The 21,690-nt window shown below is 41.5% G+C and carries 19 protein-coding genes; 13 read left to right on the plus strand and 6 right to left on the minus strand.

The genetic code is table 11. The annotated features are described in order from the left end of the window. The first annotated feature begins 47 nt into the window (after positions 1-47). Positions 48-1,193 carry an efflux RND transporter periplasmic adaptor subunit gene (locus QZV24_RS03345; protein WP_294520110.1) on the plus strand — a complete coding sequence of 382 codons (1,146 nt, stop codon included), beginning with the start codon at positions 48-50 and terminating at the stop codon, positions 1,191-1,193. Positions 1,194-1,205: 12 nt separating this feature from the next. Beyond that, complete coding sequence (locus QZV24_RS03350; protein WP_294520113.1) at positions 1,206-4,364, plus strand: efflux RND transporter permease subunit; 3,159 nt, start codon at positions 1,206-1,208, stop codon at positions 4,362-4,364. 178 nt (positions 4,365-4,542) lie between these two features. Here the strand turns inward: QZV24_RS03350 and QZV24_RS03355 are convergent, their stop codons facing one another. Next, positions 4,543-4,932: a methylglyoxal synthase gene (locus tag QZV24_RS03355; protein ID WP_294520116.1), complete on the minus strand. Its 390-nt coding sequence runs from the start codon at positions 4,930-4,932 to the stop codon at positions 4,543-4,545. Positions 4,933-5,170: 238 nt separating this feature from the next. Between QZV24_RS03355 and QZV24_RS03360 the strand changes: the two genes are divergently transcribed. Continuing rightward, entirely contained in the window at positions 5,171-5,467 is a 297-nt protein-coding gene (locus tag QZV24_RS03360; protein ID WP_294520118.1) for an STAS domain-containing protein, read from the plus strand. A 23-nt stretch (positions 5,468-5,490) separates the two neighbouring features. Further along, positions 5,491-7,701 (plus strand): SpoIIE family protein phosphatase, encoded by a 2,211-nt coding sequence (locus QZV24_RS03365; protein WP_294520120.1) that lies wholly within the window; start codon positions 5,491-5,493, stop codon positions 7,699-7,701. A 429-nt stretch (positions 7,702-8,130) separates the two neighbouring features. Here QZV24_RS03365 and QZV24_RS03370 read toward each other — a convergent pair whose 3' ends face one another. From QZV24_RS03370 to QZV24_RS03380, 3 genes are all read right to left on the minus strand, one after another. Then, a complete protein-coding gene (locus tag QZV24_RS03370; RefSeq protein WP_294520122.1) occupies positions 8,131-8,379 on the minus strand; it encodes a hypothetical protein in 249 nt (82 codons plus the stop codon). A 436-nt stretch (positions 8,380-8,815) separates the two neighbouring features. Beyond that, a complete protein-coding gene (locus QZV24_RS03375) occupies positions 8,816-9,091 on the minus strand; it encodes a hypothetical protein (RefSeq protein ID WP_294520124.1) in 276 nt (91 codons plus the stop codon). A gap of 212 nt (positions 9,092-9,303) precedes the next feature. Further along, a complete protein-coding gene (locus QZV24_RS03380; RefSeq protein WP_294520126.1) occupies positions 9,304-9,507 on the minus strand; it encodes a hypothetical protein in 204 nt (67 codons plus the stop codon). A gap of 114 nt (positions 9,508-9,621) precedes the next feature. Between QZV24_RS03380 and QZV24_RS03385 the strand changes: the two genes are divergently transcribed. Together QZV24_RS03385 and QZV24_RS03390 are read left to right on the plus strand one after the other, a co-directional pair. Beyond that, positions 9,622-10,149 carry a methylated-DNA--[protein]-cysteine S-methyltransferase gene (locus tag QZV24_RS03385; protein ID WP_294520128.1) on the plus strand — a complete coding sequence of 176 codons (528 nt, stop codon included), beginning with the start codon at positions 9,622-9,624 and terminating at the stop codon, positions 10,147-10,149. Positions 10,150-10,215: 66 nt separating this feature from the next. Continuing rightward, the gene (locus tag QZV24_RS03390) at positions 10,216-10,710 is read left to right on the plus strand and encodes a hypothetical protein (protein WP_294520130.1); all 495 of its coding nucleotides are present in this window, start codon (positions 10,216-10,218) and stop codon (positions 10,708-10,710) included. 344 nt (positions 10,711-11,054) lie between these two features. Here QZV24_RS03390 and QZV24_RS03395 read toward each other — a convergent pair whose 3' ends face one another. Further along, positions 11,055-11,612 carry a hypothetical protein gene (locus QZV24_RS03395; RefSeq protein ID WP_294520132.1) on the minus strand — a complete coding sequence of 186 codons (558 nt, stop codon included), beginning with the start codon at positions 11,610-11,612 and terminating at the stop codon, positions 11,055-11,057. Between the two features lie 471 nt (positions 11,613-12,083). On the opposite strand from QZV24_RS03395, the gene QZV24_RS03400 reads away from it, so the two are divergent. Together QZV24_RS03400 and QZV24_RS03405 are read left to right on the plus strand one after the other, a co-directional pair. Beyond that, the gene (locus tag QZV24_RS03400; RefSeq protein ID WP_294520134.1) at positions 12,084-13,415 is read left to right on the plus strand and encodes a phosphatidylserine decarboxylase; all 1,332 of its coding nucleotides are present in this window, start codon (positions 12,084-12,086) and stop codon (positions 13,413-13,415) included. A 416-nt stretch (positions 13,416-13,831) separates the two neighbouring features. After that, on the plus strand, positions 13,832-14,110 hold the full coding sequence (locus tag QZV24_RS03405) for an ACT domain-containing protein (protein WP_294520136.1): 279 nt from the start codon (positions 13,832-13,834) through the stop codon (positions 14,108-14,110). A 57-nt stretch (positions 14,111-14,167) separates the two neighbouring features. On the opposite strand, the gene QZV24_RS03410 is transcribed toward QZV24_RS03405, so the two are convergent. Continuing rightward, positions 14,168-14,425, minus strand: a complete 258-nt coding sequence (locus QZV24_RS03410; RefSeq protein ID WP_294520137.1) for a hypothetical protein — start codon at positions 14,423-14,425, stop codon at positions 14,168-14,170. Between the two features lie 540 nt (positions 14,426-14,965). On the opposite strand from QZV24_RS03410, the gene QZV24_RS03415 reads away from it, so the two are divergent. The 5 genes from QZV24_RS03415 to QZV24_RS03435 all read left to right on the plus strand — a co-directional run bounded on the left by QZV24_RS03415 (position 14,966) and on the right by QZV24_RS03435 (position 21,661). Beyond that, positions 14,966-16,006, plus strand: coding sequence for a helix-turn-helix domain-containing protein (locus QZV24_RS03415; RefSeq protein ID WP_294520138.1), 1,041 nt, complete (start codon positions 14,966-14,968; stop codon positions 16,004-16,006). Position 16,007: 1 nt separating this feature from the next. Continuing rightward, on the plus strand, positions 16,008-16,595 hold the full coding sequence (locus QZV24_RS03420) for a ClpP family protease (RefSeq protein WP_294520139.1): 588 nt from the start codon (positions 16,008-16,010) through the stop codon (positions 16,593-16,595). Between the two features lie 3 nt (positions 16,596-16,598). Further along, positions 16,599-17,978 (plus strand): type IV secretory system conjugative DNA transfer family protein, encoded by a 1,380-nt coding sequence (locus tag QZV24_RS03425; RefSeq protein WP_294520140.1) that lies wholly within the window; start codon positions 16,599-16,601, stop codon positions 17,976-17,978. Positions 17,979-18,082: 104 nt separating this feature from the next. Further along, positions 18,083-20,575: an AAA family ATPase gene (locus QZV24_RS03430; RefSeq protein WP_294520141.1), complete on the plus strand. Its 2,493-nt coding sequence runs from the start codon at positions 18,083-18,085 to the stop codon at positions 20,573-20,575. Positions 20,576-21,376: 801 nt separating this feature from the next. Continuing rightward, the gene (locus QZV24_RS03435) at positions 21,377-21,661 is read left to right on the plus strand and encodes a hypothetical protein (RefSeq protein ID WP_294520142.1); all 285 of its coding nucleotides are present in this window, start codon (positions 21,377-21,379) and stop codon (positions 21,659-21,661) included. Positions 21,662-21,690 lie beyond the last annotated feature (29 nt).

Below are 21,690 nucleotides of genomic sequence, written 5' to 3' on the forward strand. Positions count from 1 at the left end.
TGACAGGATTTTATGGGAAAAAAATGGGAGCTTTAGTGAGCGCCCTTGTGTTAGCCACTAGTATTATGTTGGCTGGTTGTGGCAGTGAACCCCAGGAGACGGCTCAAAAGGTTCCTGTGAAGGCCATGAAGGTTATTCAGCAGGATGCACCGCTTACCTATAGCTATCCGGGACACCTGAAGGGGACGGATGATGTTGAAGTTCATTCCCGGGTTTCTGGCAGTATTATGGAAAAGTATTTTAAAACTGGTGATGAGGTTAGTGTTGGGACTCCTTTGTATAGAATTGATTCTCGGCAATATGAATCGGCTATTATAGAGGCAGAGGCCAATCTGCACAAGGCAGAGGCCGCCCTCAGGTCTGCTCAGGACGAATTGGCCAGAGATGAAATGCTGTTTTCGGAAAAAGCCATTTCCGAACAGTCCTTGGTCAATCAACGGGAAGAGGTAGTAGCAAATCAGGCTACGGTAGAATCCCAGCGGGCAGCTGTACAAAAAGCTCGGGAAAATTTGAATGATACGATTGTTTATGCACCAATGAGTGGGAGACTTTCCGTGGATGATGTAGCTGTTGGTACCTACGCCACAGCTGGCAGCACCAAGCTGGTTTCCATTGGTTCTGTTGATCCGATTTATGCCCAGTTCAGTATCAGTGAAGCTGAGTATCTGAATATTCTGTCCGAAGCTTATAAAAAAGGAACCTGGGACGAAGCCGATAATTATGTGCCAAAAATAAAGATTATATTGTCCAATGGTGATGAATACCCATTGGAAGGTGATGTTACGGCGGTGGATCGGTCCTTTAAGGACAAGTCGGCTTCCCTGACCGTAAATGCTATATTGCGTAATCCGCGGGGCGTCTTGTTGCCAGGAATGTTTGCCCGGGTGCGCTTTGTAGGTGTTACAGCCAAGAATGCCATCTTGGTTCCGCAACGGGCTGTACAGCAGCTTTTGGAGGAATCCTTTGTGTTGGTGGTAGGTCCGGACGGTAAATCTGTCTCCAGAAATGTTGTTTTGGGTGAAAAGGTAGGCAGCTATTATATTGTCAAGAGTGGTCTGACAGTCAATGATACCGTTATAGTGGATGGCCTTACAAATCTTCAGTCAGGCAAGGACCTTGATGTCACCATGGTAACAGCTGAAGATATGGGTTTCTCCCTGAAAGAATCTACTGAAGTTGTAAACAAGTCATAAGGAGGCGGGATTATGGCTCGATTTTTTATACATCGTCCGATTTTCGCCATCGTTATAGCCATTATTATCGTTATTGTTGGTGTTTTGGCAGGATTCAATCTGCCAATTGCCCAATACCCGCAGATTAGCCAGCCAACTATCAATGTAACCACCACCTATATTGGTGCTAATGCCAGGGTTATAAATCAGACGGTGGCTCAGGTTATTGAGGAACAGGTAAATGGTACTCAGGGTATGGATTATATGTCTTCCACTTCGGATGATAGTGGTAGTTATAGCCTGGATGTGAGGTTCACCTTGGGCACCGACGGTAATATGGACTCGGTATTGGTACAGAACAATGTGTCTATTGCCACTGCCAGCCTGCCATCTGATGTTCAGGATACCGGTGTTACCACGAGAAAATCATCCAGTGATATGGCTTTTATGTTTGCGATGGTTTCACCAAATGGTACTTTCAAGCGCACCTTTTTGATGAACTATGCAGATATATATATTGTGGACAGCCTCAAGCGAATTCCAGGCGTAGGCGAGGTATCTTCCTTTGGTTCCACTTATGCCATGCGTGTTTGGCTGAATCCGGACCGACTGGCTGAATTGGGGATTACTATTTCACAGGTAAAAACTGCCATTCAGGAGCAGAATATTCAGGCTCCGGCGGGGACCATTGGTCAACTTCCGGCACCGGCTAACCAGGAAAAGCAGTACACAGGCAGTGTGGAAGGGCGTTTGGTAACTCCGGAGGAATTTGGCAATATTGTTATAAAGGCGAATTCTGATGGCTCCTGTGTATACTTGAAAGATGTGGCTCGGGTTGAGACCGGAGCCAAGACCACCTCGATTATTTCGGATTGTGATGGTGCCCCGGCTGCTGGTTATGGTATCAAGCTGACCGATGATGCCAATGCCATGGAAACCATCGGCGAGGTAAAAAAGGTATTGAAGGAAGCCTCCAAGAATTTTCCGGATGATATGGCATATGTGAATATCATTGATAATACCGAATTTATCAGCGAATCCATTGGCGAAGTGGTGCAAACCTTTAAAGAAGCCTTGGCGTTGGTTATTATCATCGTATTTCTTTTCCTTCAGAGTTGGCGAGCAACCCTTATTCCGGTTTTGGCTATCCCGGTATCCCTTATCGGAACCTTTGCCAGCTTTATCATTTTAGGGTTTTCCATTAACACTTTGACGCTGTTTGCTATGGTACTGGCCATAGGCTTGGTTGTTGATGATGCCATAGTAGTGGTGGAAAATGTCGAATCCCATATGAAGCGTGATGGACTGGGCCCGGTGGAAGCTACTGAAAAGGCCATGGACGAAGTGCAGGGGCCGGTAGTGGCTATTGCCTTTGTGCTTTCTGCTGTGTTTATTCCGGTGGCGTTCCTGGGGGGGACGACAGGGGTTCTTTATCGGCAGTTTGCGTTGACAATTGTTGTGTCAATGGCTTTGTCAGCGTTTATTGCCTTAACGCTTACCCCAGCCCTTTGTGCTACCTTGATGAAGCCACATAATCCAAATTCCAAAAAGAATTTCCTGGATAGATTTTTTGACAAATTTAATGATTGGTTTGAACGCACTCAAAATCGTTACATTGGTGGGGTTAGCTGGATAATTGACAACTTTAAGGCTGGGCTGGCTTCACTGCTGGTAATATGTGTGTTGGCGGGATTTTTCTATACTAAGTTGCCGTCAACCTTCGTTCCGAATGAAGATCAGGGGTACTTTATCGCTGCAGTGACTATGCCGGAGGGCACATCATTGAACCGCACCTATGAAACCATGGATGCGTATAGCAAGGAGCTGCAGGAGGTACCTGGAATATCACATATTTTGAGGGTTTCCGGTTATGATGTTCTTTCGTCAGGTACCAAGTCCAATGCAGGAGCCATGTTTATCTGCTTGGACAACTGGGGGGAGCGTACTACTGCGGAACGATCCATTATGTCTATTATTCAAAAGGCTAATCTTTTGGGTGTTGAATACCCTGAGGCACAAATTATGGGTATTCTTCCACCGTCATTACCTGGTTTGGGTATGGTAGGTGGCTGGAGTATGGAGCTGCAGGATGTGACTGGTCACACGGATCAGGAGCTGGATGCTATCATAAAGGAAATTTTGACGGCCGCTAATCAACGGCCGGAGTTGGCCATGGTATACAGTACTTTCTCGATTGCTTCCCCGGTGTGCAAATATGAGGTGGATCGGGAAAAGGTAAAAAAGATGGGGGTAAACCTGGCTGATGTATTTATGGCATTGCAGATAAATTATGGTGGCACCCAGGTTAATGATTTCGTTCAATTTGGACGGACCTATAAGGTTATGATGCAATCTGATGCCCAATATCGAAGCGCATCCGAGGCATTGAAGTTCTGTTTTGTAAGTAATAGTTCTGGAGACATGGTTCCGTTGGATAGTCTTCTTACACCAAAACTTTCTACCTCAACTTCAGTTATTACCCGCTTTAATGGAGCCCGCAGCGTTAGTATTCAGGGAGCTGTAGCTGAGGGTTACAGTTCCGGGCAGGCGATAGCTGCTATGGAGGAAGTGGTACGGGAAAAAGCCCCAGCTGGTTTTATGGTGGAATGGTCGGGCCAGAGCCGTGAAGAGAAAAAATCGGCTGGAACCACCGGACAGATTCTGATGCTGGCACTGGTATTCGTATTCCTCTGTTTGGCAGCCCTTTACGAGAGCTGGAGTGTTCCTTTTGCTGTACTGCTTTCGGTACCTACCGGTTTGTTTGGAGCATTTTTCGTGCAGTGTAGTTTGCTTTACATTGAGGCATTTTGTGGTCATCTGAATCCTGGCCTGCAAAACAGTATTTATATGCAGATTGGTGTAATTATGCTGATGGGTCTGGCGGCCAAGAATGCAATTCTCATAGTTGAGTTTGCCAAGGTCCGTGTAGATGCTGGAATGGATCCTATCAAGGCGACCATCGAGGCGGCTGGACTCCGATTGCGGCCAATACTTATGACTTCCTTGGCGTTTATTATCGGCTGTCTGCCATTGGCTTTGGCCAGTGGGGCCGGTGCTGCCGCCCGAAACAGCATGGGTACAGCGGTAGTAGGTGGTATGCTTTTTGCCACTGTTTTGGGTATTTTCCTCATACCGGTACTGTATTGCGTTGTGATGTGGATTACACAAAGAATAAAAGGCAGCAAGTCGTAAAATATTTGCTGTTAAATCGTATGTAAGTATAAAAATAAGGACACATAGAAGCAGTTATATTTTTCCAAAGGAATTGTACAGCTACTTTCAGTGTCAGGCCAAAATATTAAAGGCGGATGGTGGGACTATAGTCAACACCTCCGCCTGTTTCAATTCATATGCTGTTGTGGTACAAAGACTATTCGCTTACAACCGTATTTTCAATAGACACATACTTTAACATAATATGTCCGCTTTTACGGTTGGTGGCCAGTGGTACATTATGAACATCGCACAGCCTGAGCAGAGCGTTGATATCTGGCTCATGGGGCTGAGAAGTTAATGGGTCCCGCAGGAATATTACATAGTCGATTTCACCGGTTGCCACCTTTGCCCCGATTTGCTGGTCACCGCCAAGAGGGCCGGACATCATTGTTTCAACTTCTATACCATATTTTTCTTTGATTCTTGTGCCGGTAGTGTTTGTAGCAATCAAGTGACATTCCTGCAGCAAATCCAGATGCTGCCCCACAAAGTCCAGCATTTCATCCTTTTTCTTGTCATGTGCGATTAGCGCAATAGTTTGCATATAATTCTACCTCTTTTCTGTTCAACAGTTTTACAAAACACATTATCATAGCATATCTCTAAAATTGTATTTACTATATCATATTTTTTCAACCAAAGAAAATATAATCTTGGTCAGTTTTTTTGTATCATTCATTTCCAAATATATTTCATTTCCAAATATATTTCTGAATTTGCAGGGATTTTACCAAGGCGAGGAGAATCGTACAATAGTATTTTGTTAGAAAGGGGTTGGCGCCATGCGATATGATAACAGCGAGGGAGTCCTCACAATTTTTCTTAAAGGAGATATGGATGCTCTGAATGCCACTGACATACAGCAGGAAATTGGCGAGATACTTAAAACGCAGAAGGGGACTTCCCTGATATTTGATGCCCGGGAACTGGAGTATATTTCCAGTGCTGGCTTGCGGGTCATCCTGACTATACAAAAAGAGCTGGGCAGTAAAATTTCTGTCATCAACCTGTCGGAGGAGCTGCTGGAAATTTTTAAAATGGCAGGTTTTCAGTATTTGATGGAGCTTAAGGGAGTATAGGCAGGCTTCGGAGGAGGCCGGAAATGGATAAACTACGCAAAATTATCGAAATTATTTTGCAGCGGGGCGAACAGAATATTTATCGGCGCATTCTTCATACAGCTCTTTGGGGTAGTTGTGTAACTTTTATGGTCATGGGAGGAATTTTCCTTGTCAGCATGTTGATATTGCATTATGGATTGCATGAGCAGGGCAAAGATTTTTCCCAGAAAATGGGTGATTATCTGGAGAAGAATTTCCAGGAAGAAGTAAAGGACCGGCTTACGGAAACTGCTGAATTGAGGGCCCAAATGGTAGGGCGACTGCTGAAAGGCTGCTCTCTTAGTGTGGAATATTTGGCTGAAACAATGTCCGATACTCTGCAACACCCAGTTGATTACAAACCAAAGGAACTGCCAGTGGCTAATTTTGAAGAAGTGGCGGACAATGTACCTTATGTATATTACCTTCCGGAGCTGTTGAAGCAGGGGCTGTCCCCGGAGCTGAATCAAGAGGTTGCCGTAGTGTCATCGGTTGAGGATGATATCAGGCGGATGAGCCGTCGCTATCAAGGTAGTATTTTGGCCGTATCTACCAAGGGATATCTGATTCGTATGGATATGCTCGATTTGGATGGAAAAGGGGCAGTGCTGAGTCATGAACCCTTGTGTAGTACCTATGACTATAGAAATAAAGAATGGTATCAGTCCGTCATTACGGAAGACCGATTGATATTTACCAACCCATATATGGCGTCATATGGCCGTCCATGCATATCTATATGTGCACCCTACCATGATGCTGGTGGCGTTGCCGGGGTGGTAGTGGCGGATATTGATACGGACTATATATGTAGGCAAATGGACGGTTCAGATGTAGATGGCTCTAATTTTAGCTTTATTATGGACCGAAAGGGTGATGTCATTATCTCTTCCCGCAAGGAGGGGGCCTTTGCTGCTACTGATATGAATCAGAACCTTACGAAGGCAACCGACAAGGCTATGGCTGAAACAGCTGAGCGTATGGTAGCAGGTGAAACGGGAATTGCTTTGGTGCATGTTGATGGAGGCGAATACTATTTGGCGTATGCTCCTTTACCGGAGATGGGCTGGAGTGTAGGCACTGTTATAGATACGACAGTAATATCTGCCAGTGGTGATCAGGCTGAGGAATATGTCAACGATGTTTTTGAAAGCTATGATTATGAATTGGGAAAATTCTTTTTGATTAAGGCTATTGGTGCCATATTGCTGTTTGTTCTGACCTTATATCTGATTTTACGGCGCAATGTAAAAATGGCTCGGGGGTTTGCCGAGCCTATAAACACCCTTATAAAGGGGGTAAAGGAAATTGCGGAGGGGAATTTGGACCGAAAGCTGTCCATTCAAACCGGTGATGAACTGGAAACCTTGGCGGAAAGTTTCAATAATATGACAAATGAGCTGACCATATATATGGACAGTCTTGCCAAAACCACCGCCCAAAAAGAGCATATTGAAACGGAGCTTTCCGTTGCTACCCGCATTCAGACCGGTATGCTGCCGGATGGCACCCATCCTTTCCCGGAGCGCCAAGATTTTGATATGGCGGCTCTGATGCGCCCGGCCAGAGAAGTGGGAGGGGATTTTTATGATTTCTACTTTTTGGATGAGCACCATCTGGTCCTGACGGTGGCCGATGTGTCTGATAAAGGGGTTCCAGCGGCTCTTTTTATGGCGATTTCCAAGACCATGCTGAAGGAAAACCTTTTGTTTGCCGGTGATCCGGAACGGCTTGGTGAGGTGTTTACTGAAACCAATAGCGCACTCATCAGGAGCAACAAAGAGAATATGTTTGTGACAGTTTTCTGTGGCGTGCTGGATACTGTTACTGGGGTGTTTACCTATGTAAATGCCGGACACAATCCGCCGGTTATTCGTCAGAATGGTCGGTGTCGATATTTGGAATTGGCACAACACCCTATTATGGGGATAGTGGAAGATTTATCTTATGGTGTGTCGCGATTGCAATTAAAAAATGGCGATGCCATATTTCTCTATACGGATGGTGTTACTGAAGCTGCGAATGAGAAGAGGAAGTTTTCTGTCTCCAGGGACAGTGCTGAACATGAGATAGAGGGAATATATGACGCAGTTCGTGAATTCGCTCAGGGTGCAGCCCAGTCGGATGATATTACCATGCTGGAATTGATATATTATGGTTCATCACAGGAAAGTCACATGCTGGATGAACAGAAATATTATGCCGCACCATAAAAAAGTTAAAAAAATTACACCAATGCTATTGATTTATAAGCTAAAATGTTTTATACTTTAGTCACACAGATATCACATTCTTTCCATCTTGATATGGATTTCTTTTTTCATATCATACTCCTTCCTATGGTTGTTGGAAGATAGGCGCCAACAACGGGCTATAGGATTCTCCCACTTTTCTTTATAGCCAACTTCACAACAGGGTCGCTACGGCGGCCCATTTTTGTTGCCATGAAATAGCTTTACTGTTGATTTTAGATTGGTTTTCAGGCAGTTTCCGTTATGAGGAATCGAATCTTTTTTTGAAGCAAAAAAAGAAGCCGCCATGCGACTTCTTGGGAGGGGTCGATGCCAGGTACTCGGCATCTGGGTTTTATTGGAAATCGGTTTTTTAGATGGAAAGTGATTGGTAATATTTTGTAAGGTTATTTAAGCTTCGATCAGCGGACCGGTTTTAGTGAGCGGGCCAGTTTCATTAAGAGGACCGGTTTCATTGAGAGGAGCGATTTCATTTATAGGGTCCGGTCCTGGAGCCAAAGGTCCGTGCGTCTTTTCGTACGGTTCGTGATTCAATGGATTAGTATTGTCAGTCTTGCCCAGCGGTCCGGTTCCACCTGCTACATTTTCCATTTCCGCTACATTTAGTTCGCTCTTTTTCATAGTATCGGTCTTTTTCATATTTAAGCACTCCTTTCTGCTGTTAAGTTTTTCTTCTTGTCTATACATACGATTAGTTGTGAATATTATTACAAAAAAGTCAACTGCTGTCAAAAAAAGTTAAAAATTTTACACTATAACTATTGCTTTATAGGTTAAAATGTTTTATACTATGTATACACAGATATCACATTCTTCCATTTTTGATGTGAAATACATTGTTTCACATCAAATGCTTTTCTATGATTGTTGGATAATAGGCGCCAACAATAGGCTGTAAGGTTCTTCGTACCTTTCCTTATAGCTATTTCGCACACTGGGTTGCTTCGGCAGCCCATTTTTATTTTGCTGTCATTTTCGTTACAGTTGAATGATGGGGAAATGGCCTTTATAATAAAAAAACAGAGCCATTATTGACTCTGCTTTTAGAGGGATGTATGGAGATTTGTTTTACTTATTAGCCACGCCCTTTGTCGGTAATACCGGTTTCCCATTCAAACCAATCATTATGGCGTATGTGCTTTTTGTTGTTTTTGTGATTTTTCTTAACTTCCTTATGATATTCAGGTTTTATTTCTTTTTTGTGATGTTTGTTATGTCTGTTATGGTGATGTTCGGACAATTCCTGATGAATGGTTGTTTTCTGGTCATGGTGTGGGGTGGCTGCAAAAGCAGGAACTGCGGTCAACAACATAATACCGGTAATAATGGCTGCTATAGTTTTCTTTGTCATAATTATCGCCCCTTTCTTTTATGTGTTTATTATAGGGCTGTATTTTAAGAAAATCCTAAGCATAGGATTAAAAGTAGCTTAGATTTTTCGTGATTATTTTACTCCGGATGCCAAAAGAACTGCCAATGATGAAAACATCAAATGCGGCAGTTCTTCGGGCCTATTAGCAGTCCTTCACTAAATCCTCTTAGATGAATGGACTGTTATGTTGTTTATGCAGCTTTTTGTGGTGGATTCTGTTGTGGCTGTTTAGGCTGAGGGTTATCCTTTTTAGGTGTTGCGATATCCCTTATCAAATCAATAATATCCCTAACTAGCTGAAACGGCTTACGGCGTGGCCCATGGAGACGAATTCTTGGGCGGCCTCCTGCTACGGTGTTCAGTTCCATTTCATTGAGTTCAATTTTCTTGCTCATAGTATTATCTCCCTTCTTGCATGGGGTGTGTACCCATGTTTCTTGCTCTCTGTCTATATATACGGACCATGAAGGGAATCATTACAAAAAAATAAAAATACGAGGAGTTGGCTTATGCAATATATTTCATTTTTTGATTCTCCAGTAGGTAAGCTGTATCTTACAGCAGATGAACAGAGCTTAAAAGGGGTGTATTTTGAACGGGAAAAGGGCAATAGCATTCCTATTGAACTAAATGATGTGGAATTTAGTGATAATCATCCGGTGATTATGGATACCAAATTGTGGCTATCTCTGTATTTTAATGGCAGTGTTCCGGATTTTGTTCCCAATATTTCTTTGTCAGGAACGGAATTTCGCCAACAGGTATGGGAAGTTGTGAAACAAATACCCTATGGGCAAACCATGTCCTATGGTGAAATAGCCCAGATTGTAGCTCAGGAGCGGGGCACTAAACCGTCTGCTCAGGCCGTTGGGAGTGCAGTGGGCAATAATCCTATTCCTATTATAATCCCCTGCCACCGAGTATTAGCAGCTGGTAAGTTTATCGGCGGTTATAGTGGTGGTATAAATAATAAGAAGTTTCTTCTGGATTTAGAACAGATACAGTATAATTTCACACGCTGGAAATTAGGTGTATAATAGGAGTCAGAGAATTATTTAATATATGTTCAATAATGAAGGGGTATTTCAAGGGGGTTGGTTTAAATGAAAAGAACGCTTCTAGCTGTAGTTGTGTTACTGTCGCTATGTCATAGCATAGCGTGGGCTCACTGGATGCCACGCGAGGAGATGTATGTCGGTGGCGTAGGAGCAGGATGCACACTGGAATATGTTACAAGCATTTATGGTGAGCCCCAGGAAAAAAGATGGTTCAATACAGCTGGTGTGCGTGGTGTGACATATATTTATTCAGATGCTTTTTCCATTACCGGGCGCACAGGCAAAGATGATCTGCGGCAAGAAGAGGAACTGCTGGTGGTGGGCTTCTCTCTGAAGGATAATTCCCTTGCTACACCAAATGGCCTCACTGTTGGGATGCCTTATGAGACAGTGTCAGCCATGTTTGGAAGTGTAGATAAACATACTATTGGTGGCCGAACATTCTATTCATATGGTGCGCCAAATTCTGCAGTTGAGCTGACATTTTATGTCAATGACAAGGGGATTATTACGGAAATCTATGAGGGGACGGAGTTTTAAGGGGAATACATAGCCAGCTATACCCCAAGAGTCCTTGAGAAATGCGGTTTTATTCCTTCTGGAGTCCATTGGTGATGAAGGACCTCAATTTTATAGAGAAAGCTAATGCACGGCCCCAGCGAAAGCTGGGGCTTTTCGTATGTAAGGGGGACAGCTCCCCATTCGCCTCCGCTCCACCCTAAATAAAAACGGCACCTTGCGTAACAAAATGCCGTTGAGTAAGTTATTTTTTTACTGTCCTTGCAGTAAAAATTAACTCATCACTTTTATTCAAATTAAGTGTATATGTGTATTTTCCATTATTTTGCTATGACTATAAAAAACATGTCAAGGGCATGCCTTTTCTAATGCTTGGGTTTATTATGCAACTGGGCGGCTTTTTCATCAGCCTGAATTTTCTTTATGGCTTTGTCAGCAATGAATTGGTGGAGCAGCTGCAGGAAGGTGGTCCGGTTTATGGCCAAATTATCCTTCCGGAAAATTTTGTGCTGCATATCCTTGATGTTGTAGCCGGTGCATTGGGTGGTGTTGGCCCACTGATCCAATCCCAGAAAGAAGATGTAGGTGGAATCCAGCAAGGTGAATTGGCAATTCAGCCCGTTCTGGTAATCTTCTTCTATTCGCAGCCGTGGTTTGGGTACGCATCGCAGTGTCTCCGAGTCGAATATACCAAAGGGCGTATTCCCCAGCATAATATACCGGGAGTGGAGCCAGCCACTTCGGGTGTCCTGAATTTCCTCATCGCCGCCCCGCAGGGGTGAGACCTTGTTGGGGCCGATGAGGAAATTATACAAATTGTGGTAGTCAATGATGTACTTGTTCATGTCCACGGTGGAATCAAATATTTTTAGATGGCGGATTGCTTCGTAATAATTCTCCGCCCGGGGCCGGTAGAGAACCATGGGATTTTTGCTCCTTTCTATAGGAAATAGATTGAATAATCGAATGCTTGTTTGTTATAATAATAGCAGAATAGTTGTTCGATTACAAGCGAACTTTTTGCGGTAATTTAAAGGTTTTTTAGGTTTTTGTAGAAGTGTGTACCCGTGTTTGAATAGAGGTTTCCAGCACGGAAATCCACTTTTTACAGGTGCGGGTGTCAATTCCAACTGCATTTACGATTAAATCAACATTTGGATGCACAAATAATCGTAAAAAGCAAGTGTTAATGTTTGATATAGTGGATTTGGATGAGCCTTGCAATGAGGACTTGCTGGAATCTATAAATGTGCAGCAGTTTTCTTTTGCCCGAAATGTATAGCAGCTGGAAAGAAATATATTGTTTTTGCAGGATTACGTTGTAGGAGGATAGAATTGTACAGGACAAGGTATTATGAATAACCAGTGGGTTCTTATATGAGGAGGATTTTACTATGAAAAGGAAAAACTTTGTGGCAATATGGTTTTGCGCTTTATTGCTGGCAATGAGCACGCTGTGGATAAGCGAGGCAATAGCTGCGCAAGCTGAACAGCCATCAGGTATTTCGATGGCTGTAGGGCGGACAAAAGCTTCCACAAGCTTCAGGGAGGTAATGATTAACAATCCTGATATACGAATATTGGTGGAAAAGTCTATTAAACAGGCATCAATTATCAATCCGGACAGGAAAACCAATCCAGTGCAATCTTTGAATGAGCTCTATGGTTTCCTGGACTATACAGTAACCTGTATGCCTTGGAATATCATGCCAGAGGAACGATACGGAAACTTTTCCACAAAATGTGATCAGAGCATCCTCTATGTGTACTGGCTTTTGGATCAACCCCTGGAAGAGCTTAAGGACAAAGAGCTGTTCTATCCGTCTGTAGAGTACCTTGAACCAATATATACATGGTTGACAGAGTACAACAATACATGGCGGGATTTTCTGGATTCAGAAGCATCGTGGAAACAGGAGTACTTGGATATGCTTCTTCGTGATCCATCCTGGAATCTTGATAAGGGGTGGTATGAATCACCGGATAACTGGCATTCATTCAACGAATTTTTCTCCAGAAAGCTGTCAAATGGAAATGCCCGTCCGATTGCCGAACCTAACGACGATAGGGTTGTTGTTTCACCTGCGGATTCCCTTCCTCAGGGCGTGTGGAATATCGATGAATCCGGAAGGTTCTATGCCGATCCTATTAAAAGGGAAGACGGTGTAATAATTAAGGATTCCACTTTTGTGTCTGTTGAGCAGCTGCTGGGGGAGCCGGGAGCTGAGTACGCGAAATTATTTCACAACGGAATATTGACACATACGTATCTAAATTATGATGATTATCACAGATATCATTTCCCTGTGTCCGGAGTCGTTGAAGCAGTATATAAAATTCCTTATGCCAATGCGGTTGGAGGAATTGTTTATTGGGACAAGAATAAAGATTTGTATGTTTTGGAATCAAATTCCCTTTCATGGCAAAGTGTGGAGACAAGAGGCTGTGTTCTTATAAAGACAGACTATGGAATGGTGGCCGTTATTCCAGTGGGGATGGGGCAGGTTTCCAGTGTTAATTTTATTGAAACGATAAAGCCTGGGACAAAAGTGAAAAAGGGGGACGAACTGGGCTATTTCTTATTCGGTGGTTCCGACTGTGTAATGCTGTTTGAAGGCAAATCCGGTTTTAAACTGTCTGTAGGTAAAGGTGAAAAAGGCGGTTATTCCGCAGGTTATCGTCATGTCTTCTGTAGGGAAGAATATGGGAGATTTTTGGGTAAATAACCGGATAAGGTCTAACCAGTGGCTCATTGAAACAGCGGGGGGCATTCATGCCCTCCGCTGTTCATGTGTGCGCCCAGCATGGACGCACTATAATATTTACATATGTATAATAAGTGATTATAACGCCATTCACCCACGCCCCAGTTCCATAGAAAGAATACAACCGGCATATGCCGGCTTTTCTTTTTCTATGCAGGAAAAAAAGATTTTATATGGAAGTTTTAGAACATACATCACAATATCCTTTTGTGAGGAAAGTGAAATTGTTGAGGACAGATTGAATATGGAAATTGCGCATAAAATATAATTATGCAAAGCTGAAGTAATATCATATTCAGCTGGCAAGCTATATTCTTAAATAATGAAATAGGGGATTAAAGAATGGAACTGACAGAAATAAAGGGAAATCTTACAGTTTGCAAGCTGGCGGATATGTAGAGGATGTGCCCAATAAATGTACTGAAAGGGAAGATGGCTGGAAAGGTTTTTATATCAACGGCGTTCTGGAATTTTCCATGGTGGGTATACTGGCCAAACTATCCACTTTGCTTGCTGATAATGGCATCAGCATTTTTGCGGTTTCCACCTACAACACAGATTATATTCTGGTAAAAATTGGTCAGTGGAAAAAGACCGTTGATGTACTGGAAAAAGCTGGGTATAAATTCAAAATCAGCGGGAATAGTATTGATTAGATAGCTGAATAAAGAGAAAAGCAGGGCCGTTGGGCTCTGCTTTCTGTTTGCCGGGAATTAGCCCCGGCCTTTATTATTTTCTATTGGAGGTAATGGTTTTTTGTCCTTATGATGAATGTCTTTCTTTTCTGGTGCCGGTGCTGGCTTTACTTCCTTATGAGGCTTTACCCCATTTTTATGCTTGGTATCAGCTGAATGGTGCACAGCATGATGTGGGGCGGAAATCTCGTCATGGTGTGGAGTTCCGGCAAAGGCTGGAACAGTTGTAAACATCATAATACCCATAATACCGGCTATAATACTTTTCTTAGTCATAATATCGCTTCCTTTCTGTTGATGTGTTTATTATAGGAGAAGGATTTAAACAAAATCTAAACTGACAATAAAAAGAAAATAAATAATAGGGGTACGAAGGAAGCCACCCACACCCCAGCTCCATAGAAAGACTGCAGCCGGCATTTATGCCGGCGTTCGTTTTCTTTCTGTGGAGCCATTTCACTACTGGGTGCTTTTGACTGAAAGTGAGCTGGGGGGCAGGCCTTTGCTTCCCATACCGTCCAGCCGGTCCCTTCCCCGTCTGCACAGTTCGGAGGCTACGGCTGGATGAAAGAGTATGTCCATATCCAGATCTGGTCCATACCCTTTCACCAGTATAGGGGCTATCGTCTGTTAAGACCTCATCCACCGCTAAAGCGGTATTAATTCGGTCACTGCAAGCAGTCACCGAATTGACATACTATAAAAGCAAACTACTCATTTTGAAGATAATATACTCTCAAATTGTTGATTGATGTTCGTTATGAGTTGACATAAAATATAATCAACAAATCAAACAACAGTGAGGAGCGATTAGATATGAATACTATCAAATCAAATATAAGCAATTCCTTCGGAGAAAATCTGAAGGAGCAGCGAAGCAAGAAATACAAGACCCAGAAAGAGTTTGCAGATATTTTAGACTTACCGGCCACAACATACGGCCAGTATGAAAATGGCAAAAGAGAGCCTGATTTTGACCTACTGATTAAAATGTCTAAGTTGTTAAATACCACAATAGATTACTTACTTATTGGTAAGAAAAGAAGAGATGATGTTCTTACAGTTCGTAATCATTTAAATGACTGTTTGTTGCCTGGCGAGGAAGTAGTTGAAAAAAATAAAAACAAAGATGAAGAGACAATTACAGTCAGAACGCCTAATGGTCAGATAAAAATTGAGCCAAATGTTTGTGGGGACATAATGTATTCCGCTAAGAAAAAATATGAACAGTACATAGAAGAAAGTATCAAACTTTTACTGAATAGACATAGAGATAATTTATATGAAAAAGCAGTAATCGGAAGGAATATTACTGAAGCAACCTCATTATGTGAGGCTTTGAATTACGATTACTCAGTGATAGTGAAAATGGTGGAAAAATCTAATGTAGAATCACCATTAAAGCAGATGGAAATACTGAATACAATTTTTTGGATGTATTTTACAGGGCTCAATACCGATGGCGACCTTGTTGATACTTTAAGACTATTAGGGAATTACAAGAGAGCCGTAAAGGAATTACGCTTCCTAATTAGTATTGAGCATGTTAAATATCAAAGATATATGTGGCAGTCTGCATATCCGGATACAGTCAGTGATGAAACCTTAATGGCAATTGATGATATGTGTGATATAGCTGATTTCTATCCTGATAGTATTAATCCAATTGTGGAACTGTTTTTAAATATGCATTGGGGAATAGGCAAAAAGGTTATTCAAGAGATAAATGATCCTTTTCAAGGGAGAAGAAAGCTGTTTTTTGAATTTGGAATTATGAAAATAAATGAAGACGATGACTGGGTACTGCTAGTTGCTAATGAAGAATACAATAAATGTGATGAGCCGGAGGTAGTTTAATATGAACACAGTAATATACAGCAACAGCGGCTATCAGGAGCTGACAGTTGATGGTATGCTCCACAGCAAGAGAATGATATACATAGAAGGGGAAATCAATGATGCTATGGCGGTGAAGGTCTCTAAGGAGATTAGCCAGCTAACTCTGGAAGATGCCACTGAGCCAGTGAAGATTTTTATTAACTCCGGGGGCGGCAGCATTGATGCCGGTATGGTGATATATGACATTATCCAGAGTGCCCCAATGCCAATTAAAACCTATTGCCTGGGCAGGGCCTACAGCATGGCGGCAGTGCTTTTCTGCTGTGGTGGCCATGGCCGTTATCTTTTGCCCCATAGCAAGGTCATGATTCATGAGCCATTGATTCCTTATGGGGCTGGTGGAAAGACTTCCTCAGTTCAGACCATTGCGGATGATTTGAAGAAAACCAAGGAAGAAATGGTGGAGATCCTTTCCAAGCACACGGGCCAGACCAAGCGCAAGTTGCGGAGAATTACCCTGAATGATGCGTTTTTTAAAGGGGAGGAAGCGGTGAAATTTGGCCTTGCAGATAAAGTGATTGGATTTGCTGAGATGATGGAGGCGTGAATTATGGATAAGAATAGCAATGGAAATGAAATATTCCCTTTGGGTGAGGACGAGCGGTGCCATATTTCCACGGACTGCAACAAGACTGGACTTAACAATAATATTATAGTGGTGGGAGGTTCCGGCTCTGGCAAGACCATGAGCGTTATGCTCCCTATGATCTGCAATCTTGAAAGCTCCAATGCAGTGGTGGTTCACACCAAGCGAGGAATTTACGACAAGAGCAGGAAAATTCTGAAGGAAAAGGGGTATAATGTACTTTTTGTGGACCTTAACGATCCGACCAAAAGCCCCTATGGCTATGATCCATTGCTTCAATGCAATTCCCTTACTGATGTGCGGAACCTGGCCCATACCATTGCTTATGCGGAAACGGCAAAAAATGATCTGCCAAGAGACCCCTTTTGGTTGCAGAAAGCAGAAAGCATATTGAATTTGGTTTTGCGTTATGTGTATGAAGGGCATTACGAAAAGGGTAATACCATGAAAGAAGCATTGACGTTGTTGGATTATCTTAATTATACAGAGGATAGGGATGTAAAGAGTGATCCACCTACTGATAATGAAATCGAGGAAGCTGCTGATTATGCCAAAGAATGTGGTGATGAAGGAAACTCAGCGCTGGAAATGGAGCAAGAGCGGAGAGAGAGGATTAAGAGGAAATATCCTCTCCATGGTGAAATGCGTAATTGGTATAACATTGACCGAGCTGCCTATATGCAGTGGAAGAATTTTATTGATTTACCTGAAGGAACAGGGGGGTGTGTAGCTGAATCAACCAAGGCTCCCCTAGAAAACATTTTTAATAGCGATATAAGGAATATATTGGGGGGAAATCTTCCCCAGTTTGATGCCAGGGAACTGCTTAAGCCCAAGACGGTAGTATTTATCTATGTCTCTCCGGTAAACACGGCTCAGCACCGCTTCTGTTCCATAATTTATCAGCAGCTTTTCAAGCGACTTTTTGAGATGGGAGAAAGGGGAACGGAAGGAGTATTGCCACAACCAGTCCATGTTCTTTGTGATGATTTTGCCACGGGTTGCAAGGTGCAGGATTTTCAGGATCTGATTTCCATATTTAGGGAAAAGGGTATATCTGCTACCATACTTGTCCAGTCCGAGACCCAGCTTTCTGCTATGTACGGCAAGGATAATGCTACCACCATCATCAATAATTGTGATACCTATATTTATCTTGGAGGCATGGACATGGATACTGTCACCAATGTGAGCAAACGCCTGAACCGTCCCCTGAATGACGTGCTGGATATGCCTTTAGGGCAGGAACTGTTTTTCCGCCGTGGCCAGAAGCCTGTAGTAACGAAACGGTATGATATTATGACGGATATGAGATTATATGGACATGAAATGAGGACAGTATAGTAAAAAATTATTCGTAGTAAAAAATATGAAGGATATGATAGAATGAAGTGAAAGAAAGCTACACTTTATATTGAATTGTGTCTGATGAAATGAGGGACGGATAAATGCTTGATTTTCTAAAAAAACAGAAGGCAAAATATGAACCGCAACATAGACAGTTAAAACTTGTAGGTGAGTTTTATGTAGATGAAGATTCAATTTCGCTTGATATGGATAATCAAATACTGTCAGCTGTTGTACATGGCTTTGGTGAGGCGGGAGTTGATTGTTCTTATATAACATTGCCATTTTCCATAGAAAAATTCACATATTATACAATAGTAGAGGAATCGAAGTATTCATTCATATCAAAAAAATACACATATAGAGACTATAATGCAAAAGATATGCGTTATGATAATAATCATCCAGTAGGTATATTGTATAATAAGTATCGTGCTAGATTTGGCTCTTTGATTCGTTCTGGCATGAACAGCTTGTGGCGTTTAATTGAAACCAATGATAATTATTTTTATTATGATATAAACAGTGTACGAATAAATAATAATACAATTCTTGTAACCCTTGCTAAAAATAGAGATTTAGGTGGATTAGTTGTATATGCTGTTAAAATCAATACTAATACTTGGGAAATGACAGATTTAGAAGCCGGTGAATTCAATCATCAGGGAGTGCGAGTTGCTACGGGTTTTCCTGATAATTCATGGGTTGCCCCTATAACTGAAAAAATAGGTAAAGATATATTAGAGTTGGCACCGCAATTATCGCAAGACAATACTAATATTGCAGCTTTGGGTGATAATTATAAAATAATGCAGTGCAAACATATTTTGTCAGATTTTGTTGGGATGTCTGACATTAAGGAACAAATATTAAAACAATGTAGATATATTGTAGGTATGCAAAATAGAAATGCCAAAAATCCTAATCAGCGGGAAGAGCTTATGCCACTTCATATGATATTCTTAGGTAACCCGGGCTGCGGAAAAACTGAGTTTGCCCGTGCAGTAGCTAAGATTTATTCTGTTTTGGGCGTGTTTAGTGGTGATAAATTTAAAGAATTAGGTCGTAAGGATTTAATTGGTAAGTGGCAAGGGCACACTGCAAAGCAAGTTGAAGAAGTTTTTAATGAAGCTCAGGGAGGAGTCATTTTTATAGATGAGGCTTATGCGTTAGCATCAGATGACACGGATACTTTTGGAAAAGAAGCTGTAGCAACGCTGATTCAATTAATTGAAAATAAAAAAACTGGTTATGCTATAATTTTGGCAGGATATAGAGTAGAAATGATGGAATTTTTGGACACAAATTCTGGATTAAAATCTAGATTCCCCACTGTTTTAGATTTCCCAGATTATACAGTGGATGAACTTATCGAAATTGTTATCAAATTTTTTGTGAAAGAGAAATATGAATTCGGAGAAAATTTTGAATCAGAGCTTTCAAACTATGTAAAAATTAGAAGTCACCAGACGGGTAAAAATGCAGGTAATGCTCGTTTGGCGTCCAATATTTTTAACGAAATTAAAGCAGAACAAATCGCAAGAACAGCGGGTGCAAATAAAACCGTTATTGTAGATGATATACCACACCAAAATAGAGGTGAGAAGAACTTATCATTTAATCTTGAAGATGATTTTAGTAAAATTATCGGACTGGAGAATGTTAAAGAGATATTACGGTCATTACAAAATACATTGATTATAAATCAAAAAAAGAAGGAGTTAGGATTAGAGGTAGATGCATATCCAGTATTAAATATGGTTTTTAAAGGCAACCAAGGTACTGGAAAAACCACTATTGCACGTTTGGTCTCTAAACTGTTGTTTAATATTGGTGTTGTACCACGTGATATATCATTAGAATATCATGGACAAGATTTGATAGCTAATAGAGCAGGAGCTACATCAGAAAGAATATCGAATATCATTAATAGTGCTTTAGGTGGTGTGCTGTTTATTGATGAGGCATATTCACTGTTAGCTTCAGATTATGGACAAGAGGCTATAGATACGTTGGTAAAGGAAATTGAAGATAATAAAGGCAGTTTAGTTGTTATAATTGCTGGTTATCCTGAACAGATGGACAAATTGCTCGATTCTAATGCTGGTATGGCTTCGCGGTTTCCTTTTACGGTTGATTTTCCGGATTATTCTATTGATGAATTATTGCAAATTGCAAAAAATAGATTTGGCAAATATCGCCTAGATGCAGAGGCTGAGAATGCTATTAAATTGCGGCTAAGTAAAGAAAAACAGGATCCACATTTTGGAAATGCACGTGCTGTGCGTACATTGGTGGATGATGCTGTAATTAAGCAAAGTAATAGATTAAAGAATGAATTTGATATTGCCAATCTTACGAAAGAAGCTGTGTTGACTATTACGGCCTCTGATATTTTGGGAAAAGATTATGATACAATTTTGTCCACGAGTTTAAAAGATGATTTAGATGACAATCAGTTAAAGGTGTGTCCTGAATGTGGGAGAACGATGGTAATACGTACATCGAAAACAGGTCCTAACATAGGAAAAAAATTCTGGGGCTGCACAGGTTTTTCTAATGGTTGTCGCTATACAGAAAATTATGAAGAATAATTTTTTAGATAAGGTTTGGATTGATTACGTTGAAAAAATGGTTGCGGCAAATAGCTACAACTATGTTTTATCTGTCTGATAAGTCTGTTTCCATTTTTTGTATTTCTTGTTCAGGTGATCCGGTGAATAGAACAATGTGCAGTGAAGATGGTGCATCAGGGGCAACTTCTTATAGTAAGGATTAGAAGCAGTAGTCATTAATATTACATTGCCATCTTTTTTTCAAAGGTAGGAAATACTGCCCCAGCTCACACATGATCTTACCGTGATCATATGATTGGAATACGCGTCAAATCTATATTGAAAAACAAATAATTTCAATTTCATACAAGCCTGTCCCTTCTTGTAGATTTTATGTATAGTTTTTCTAGTATTAGACTAATATAAATCATTTGTAAAGAAATATAACAGACAAGGCCCATATTTTAGACTCCAACAGCAAGATGTTTCCAATATTTGGACAGTCGGTTTTTTTACGCTACTAGGTGCATTGATTGATGTGAGCCACTTGCAGTGTTTGTTCTACCATACGCCCGGGTAGCCACACTCTATCGTCTTAAACACCGACTCGAAAAGGTGTTTAAGACGGCAGGGTATGTCTTGGAAATCCTCTTTTTGTATAGATTTTGAATTTTTATAACTACATGGCCCTGGCAAAGCTGGGGCTTTTTGTATAGAAAAGTTCGATACTCATTTTGCCTTATTAACCACTCAAATCGTTGATTGATAAGGCTTTGTGGGATTGATATTATGATAAGTAACCTAACAAGAATGGGGGATTTTGCCCAGAGGGGAACAAATATGAAAGATTATGAAGTTATTGAACAAATAGAAATATTTCATGAGTTATTTTGGGGGTTGCTTGCTGATTTGCATAGGGTGACAGGCAACAAAGTGTTGATATCATCGGATACTTTATCCATATTTGGAGATAAACTGGCGGAGATATGCAACAGCTTATTAGGCCCAGAATATTCTACAATGGAAGATATGCTCCGCGTGCGCGGAATATATGAATTTGCCAGAGATTATATAAAAGCATTGGAAACGGCAGGAACACAAAATGCAGCATGTGGGTACAGGTGAAATGAACGCCTAAGTTAGGTAAGGATATA

The organism is uncultured Anaerovibrio sp. (genome assembly GCA_902786545.1).
Taxonomy (GTDB): Bacteria; Bacillota; Negativicutes; order Selenomonadales; family Selenomonadaceae; genus Anaerovibrio.

Excerpts from the sequence above, each read along its gene's own strand:
- QZV24_RS03350 (WP_294520113.1), top strand. The coding sequence starts at position 1,206 with ATGGCTCGATTTTTTATACATCGTCCGATTTTCGCCATCGTTATAGCC.
- QZV24_RS03355 (WP_294520116.1), bottom strand. The coding sequence starts at position 4,932 with ATGCAAACTATTGCGCTAATCGCACATGACAAGAAAAAGGATGAAATG.
- QZV24_RS03360 (WP_294520118.1), top strand. The coding sequence starts at position 5,171 with ATGCGATATGATAACAGCGAGGGAGTCCTCACAATTTTTCTTAAAGGA.
- QZV24_RS03365 (WP_294520120.1), top strand. The coding sequence starts at position 5,491 with ATGGATAAACTACGCAAAATTATCGAAATTATTTTGCAGCGGGGCGAA.
- QZV24_RS03370 (WP_294520122.1), bottom strand. The coding sequence starts at position 8,379 with ATGAAAAAGACCGATACTATGAAAAAGAGCGAACTAAATGTAGCGGAA.
- QZV24_RS03375 (WP_294520124.1), bottom strand. The coding sequence starts at position 9,091 with ATGACAAAGAAAACTATAGCAGCCATTATTACCGGTATTATGTTGTTG.
- QZV24_RS03380 (WP_294520126.1), bottom strand. The coding sequence starts at position 9,507 with ATGAGCAAGAAAATTGAACTCAATGAAATGGAACTGAACACCGTAGCA.
- QZV24_RS03385 (WP_294520128.1), top strand. The coding sequence starts at position 9,622 with ATGCAATATATTTCATTTTTTGATTCTCCAGTAGGTAAGCTGTATCTT.
- QZV24_RS03390 (WP_294520130.1), top strand. The coding sequence starts at position 10,216 with ATGAAAAGAACGCTTCTAGCTGTAGTTGTGTTACTGTCGCTATGTCAT.
- QZV24_RS03395 (WP_294520132.1), bottom strand. The coding sequence starts at position 11,612 with ATGGTTCTCTACCGGCCCCGGGCGGAGAATTATTACGAAGCAATCCGC.
- QZV24_RS03400 (WP_294520134.1), top strand. The coding sequence starts at position 12,084 with ATGAAAAGGAAAAACTTTGTGGCAATATGGTTTTGCGCTTTATTGCTG.
- QZV24_RS03410 (WP_294520137.1), bottom strand. The coding sequence starts at position 14,425 with ATGACTAAGAAAAGTATTATAGCCGGTATTATGGGTATTATGATGTTT.
- QZV24_RS03415 (WP_294520138.1), top strand. The coding sequence starts at position 14,966 with ATGAATACTATCAAATCAAATATAAGCAATTCCTTCGGAGAAAATCTG.
- QZV24_RS03420 (WP_294520139.1), top strand. The coding sequence starts at position 16,008 with ATGAACACAGTAATATACAGCAACAGCGGCTATCAGGAGCTGACAGTT.
- QZV24_RS03425 (WP_294520140.1), top strand. The coding sequence starts at position 16,599 with ATGGATAAGAATAGCAATGGAAATGAAATATTCCCTTTGGGTGAGGAC.
- QZV24_RS03430 (WP_294520141.1), top strand. The coding sequence starts at position 18,083 with ATGCTTGATTTTCTAAAAAAACAGAAGGCAAAATATGAACCGCAACAT.
- QZV24_RS03435 (WP_294520142.1), top strand. The coding sequence starts at position 21,377 with ATGAAAGATTATGAAGTTATTGAACAAATAGAAATATTTCATGAGTTA.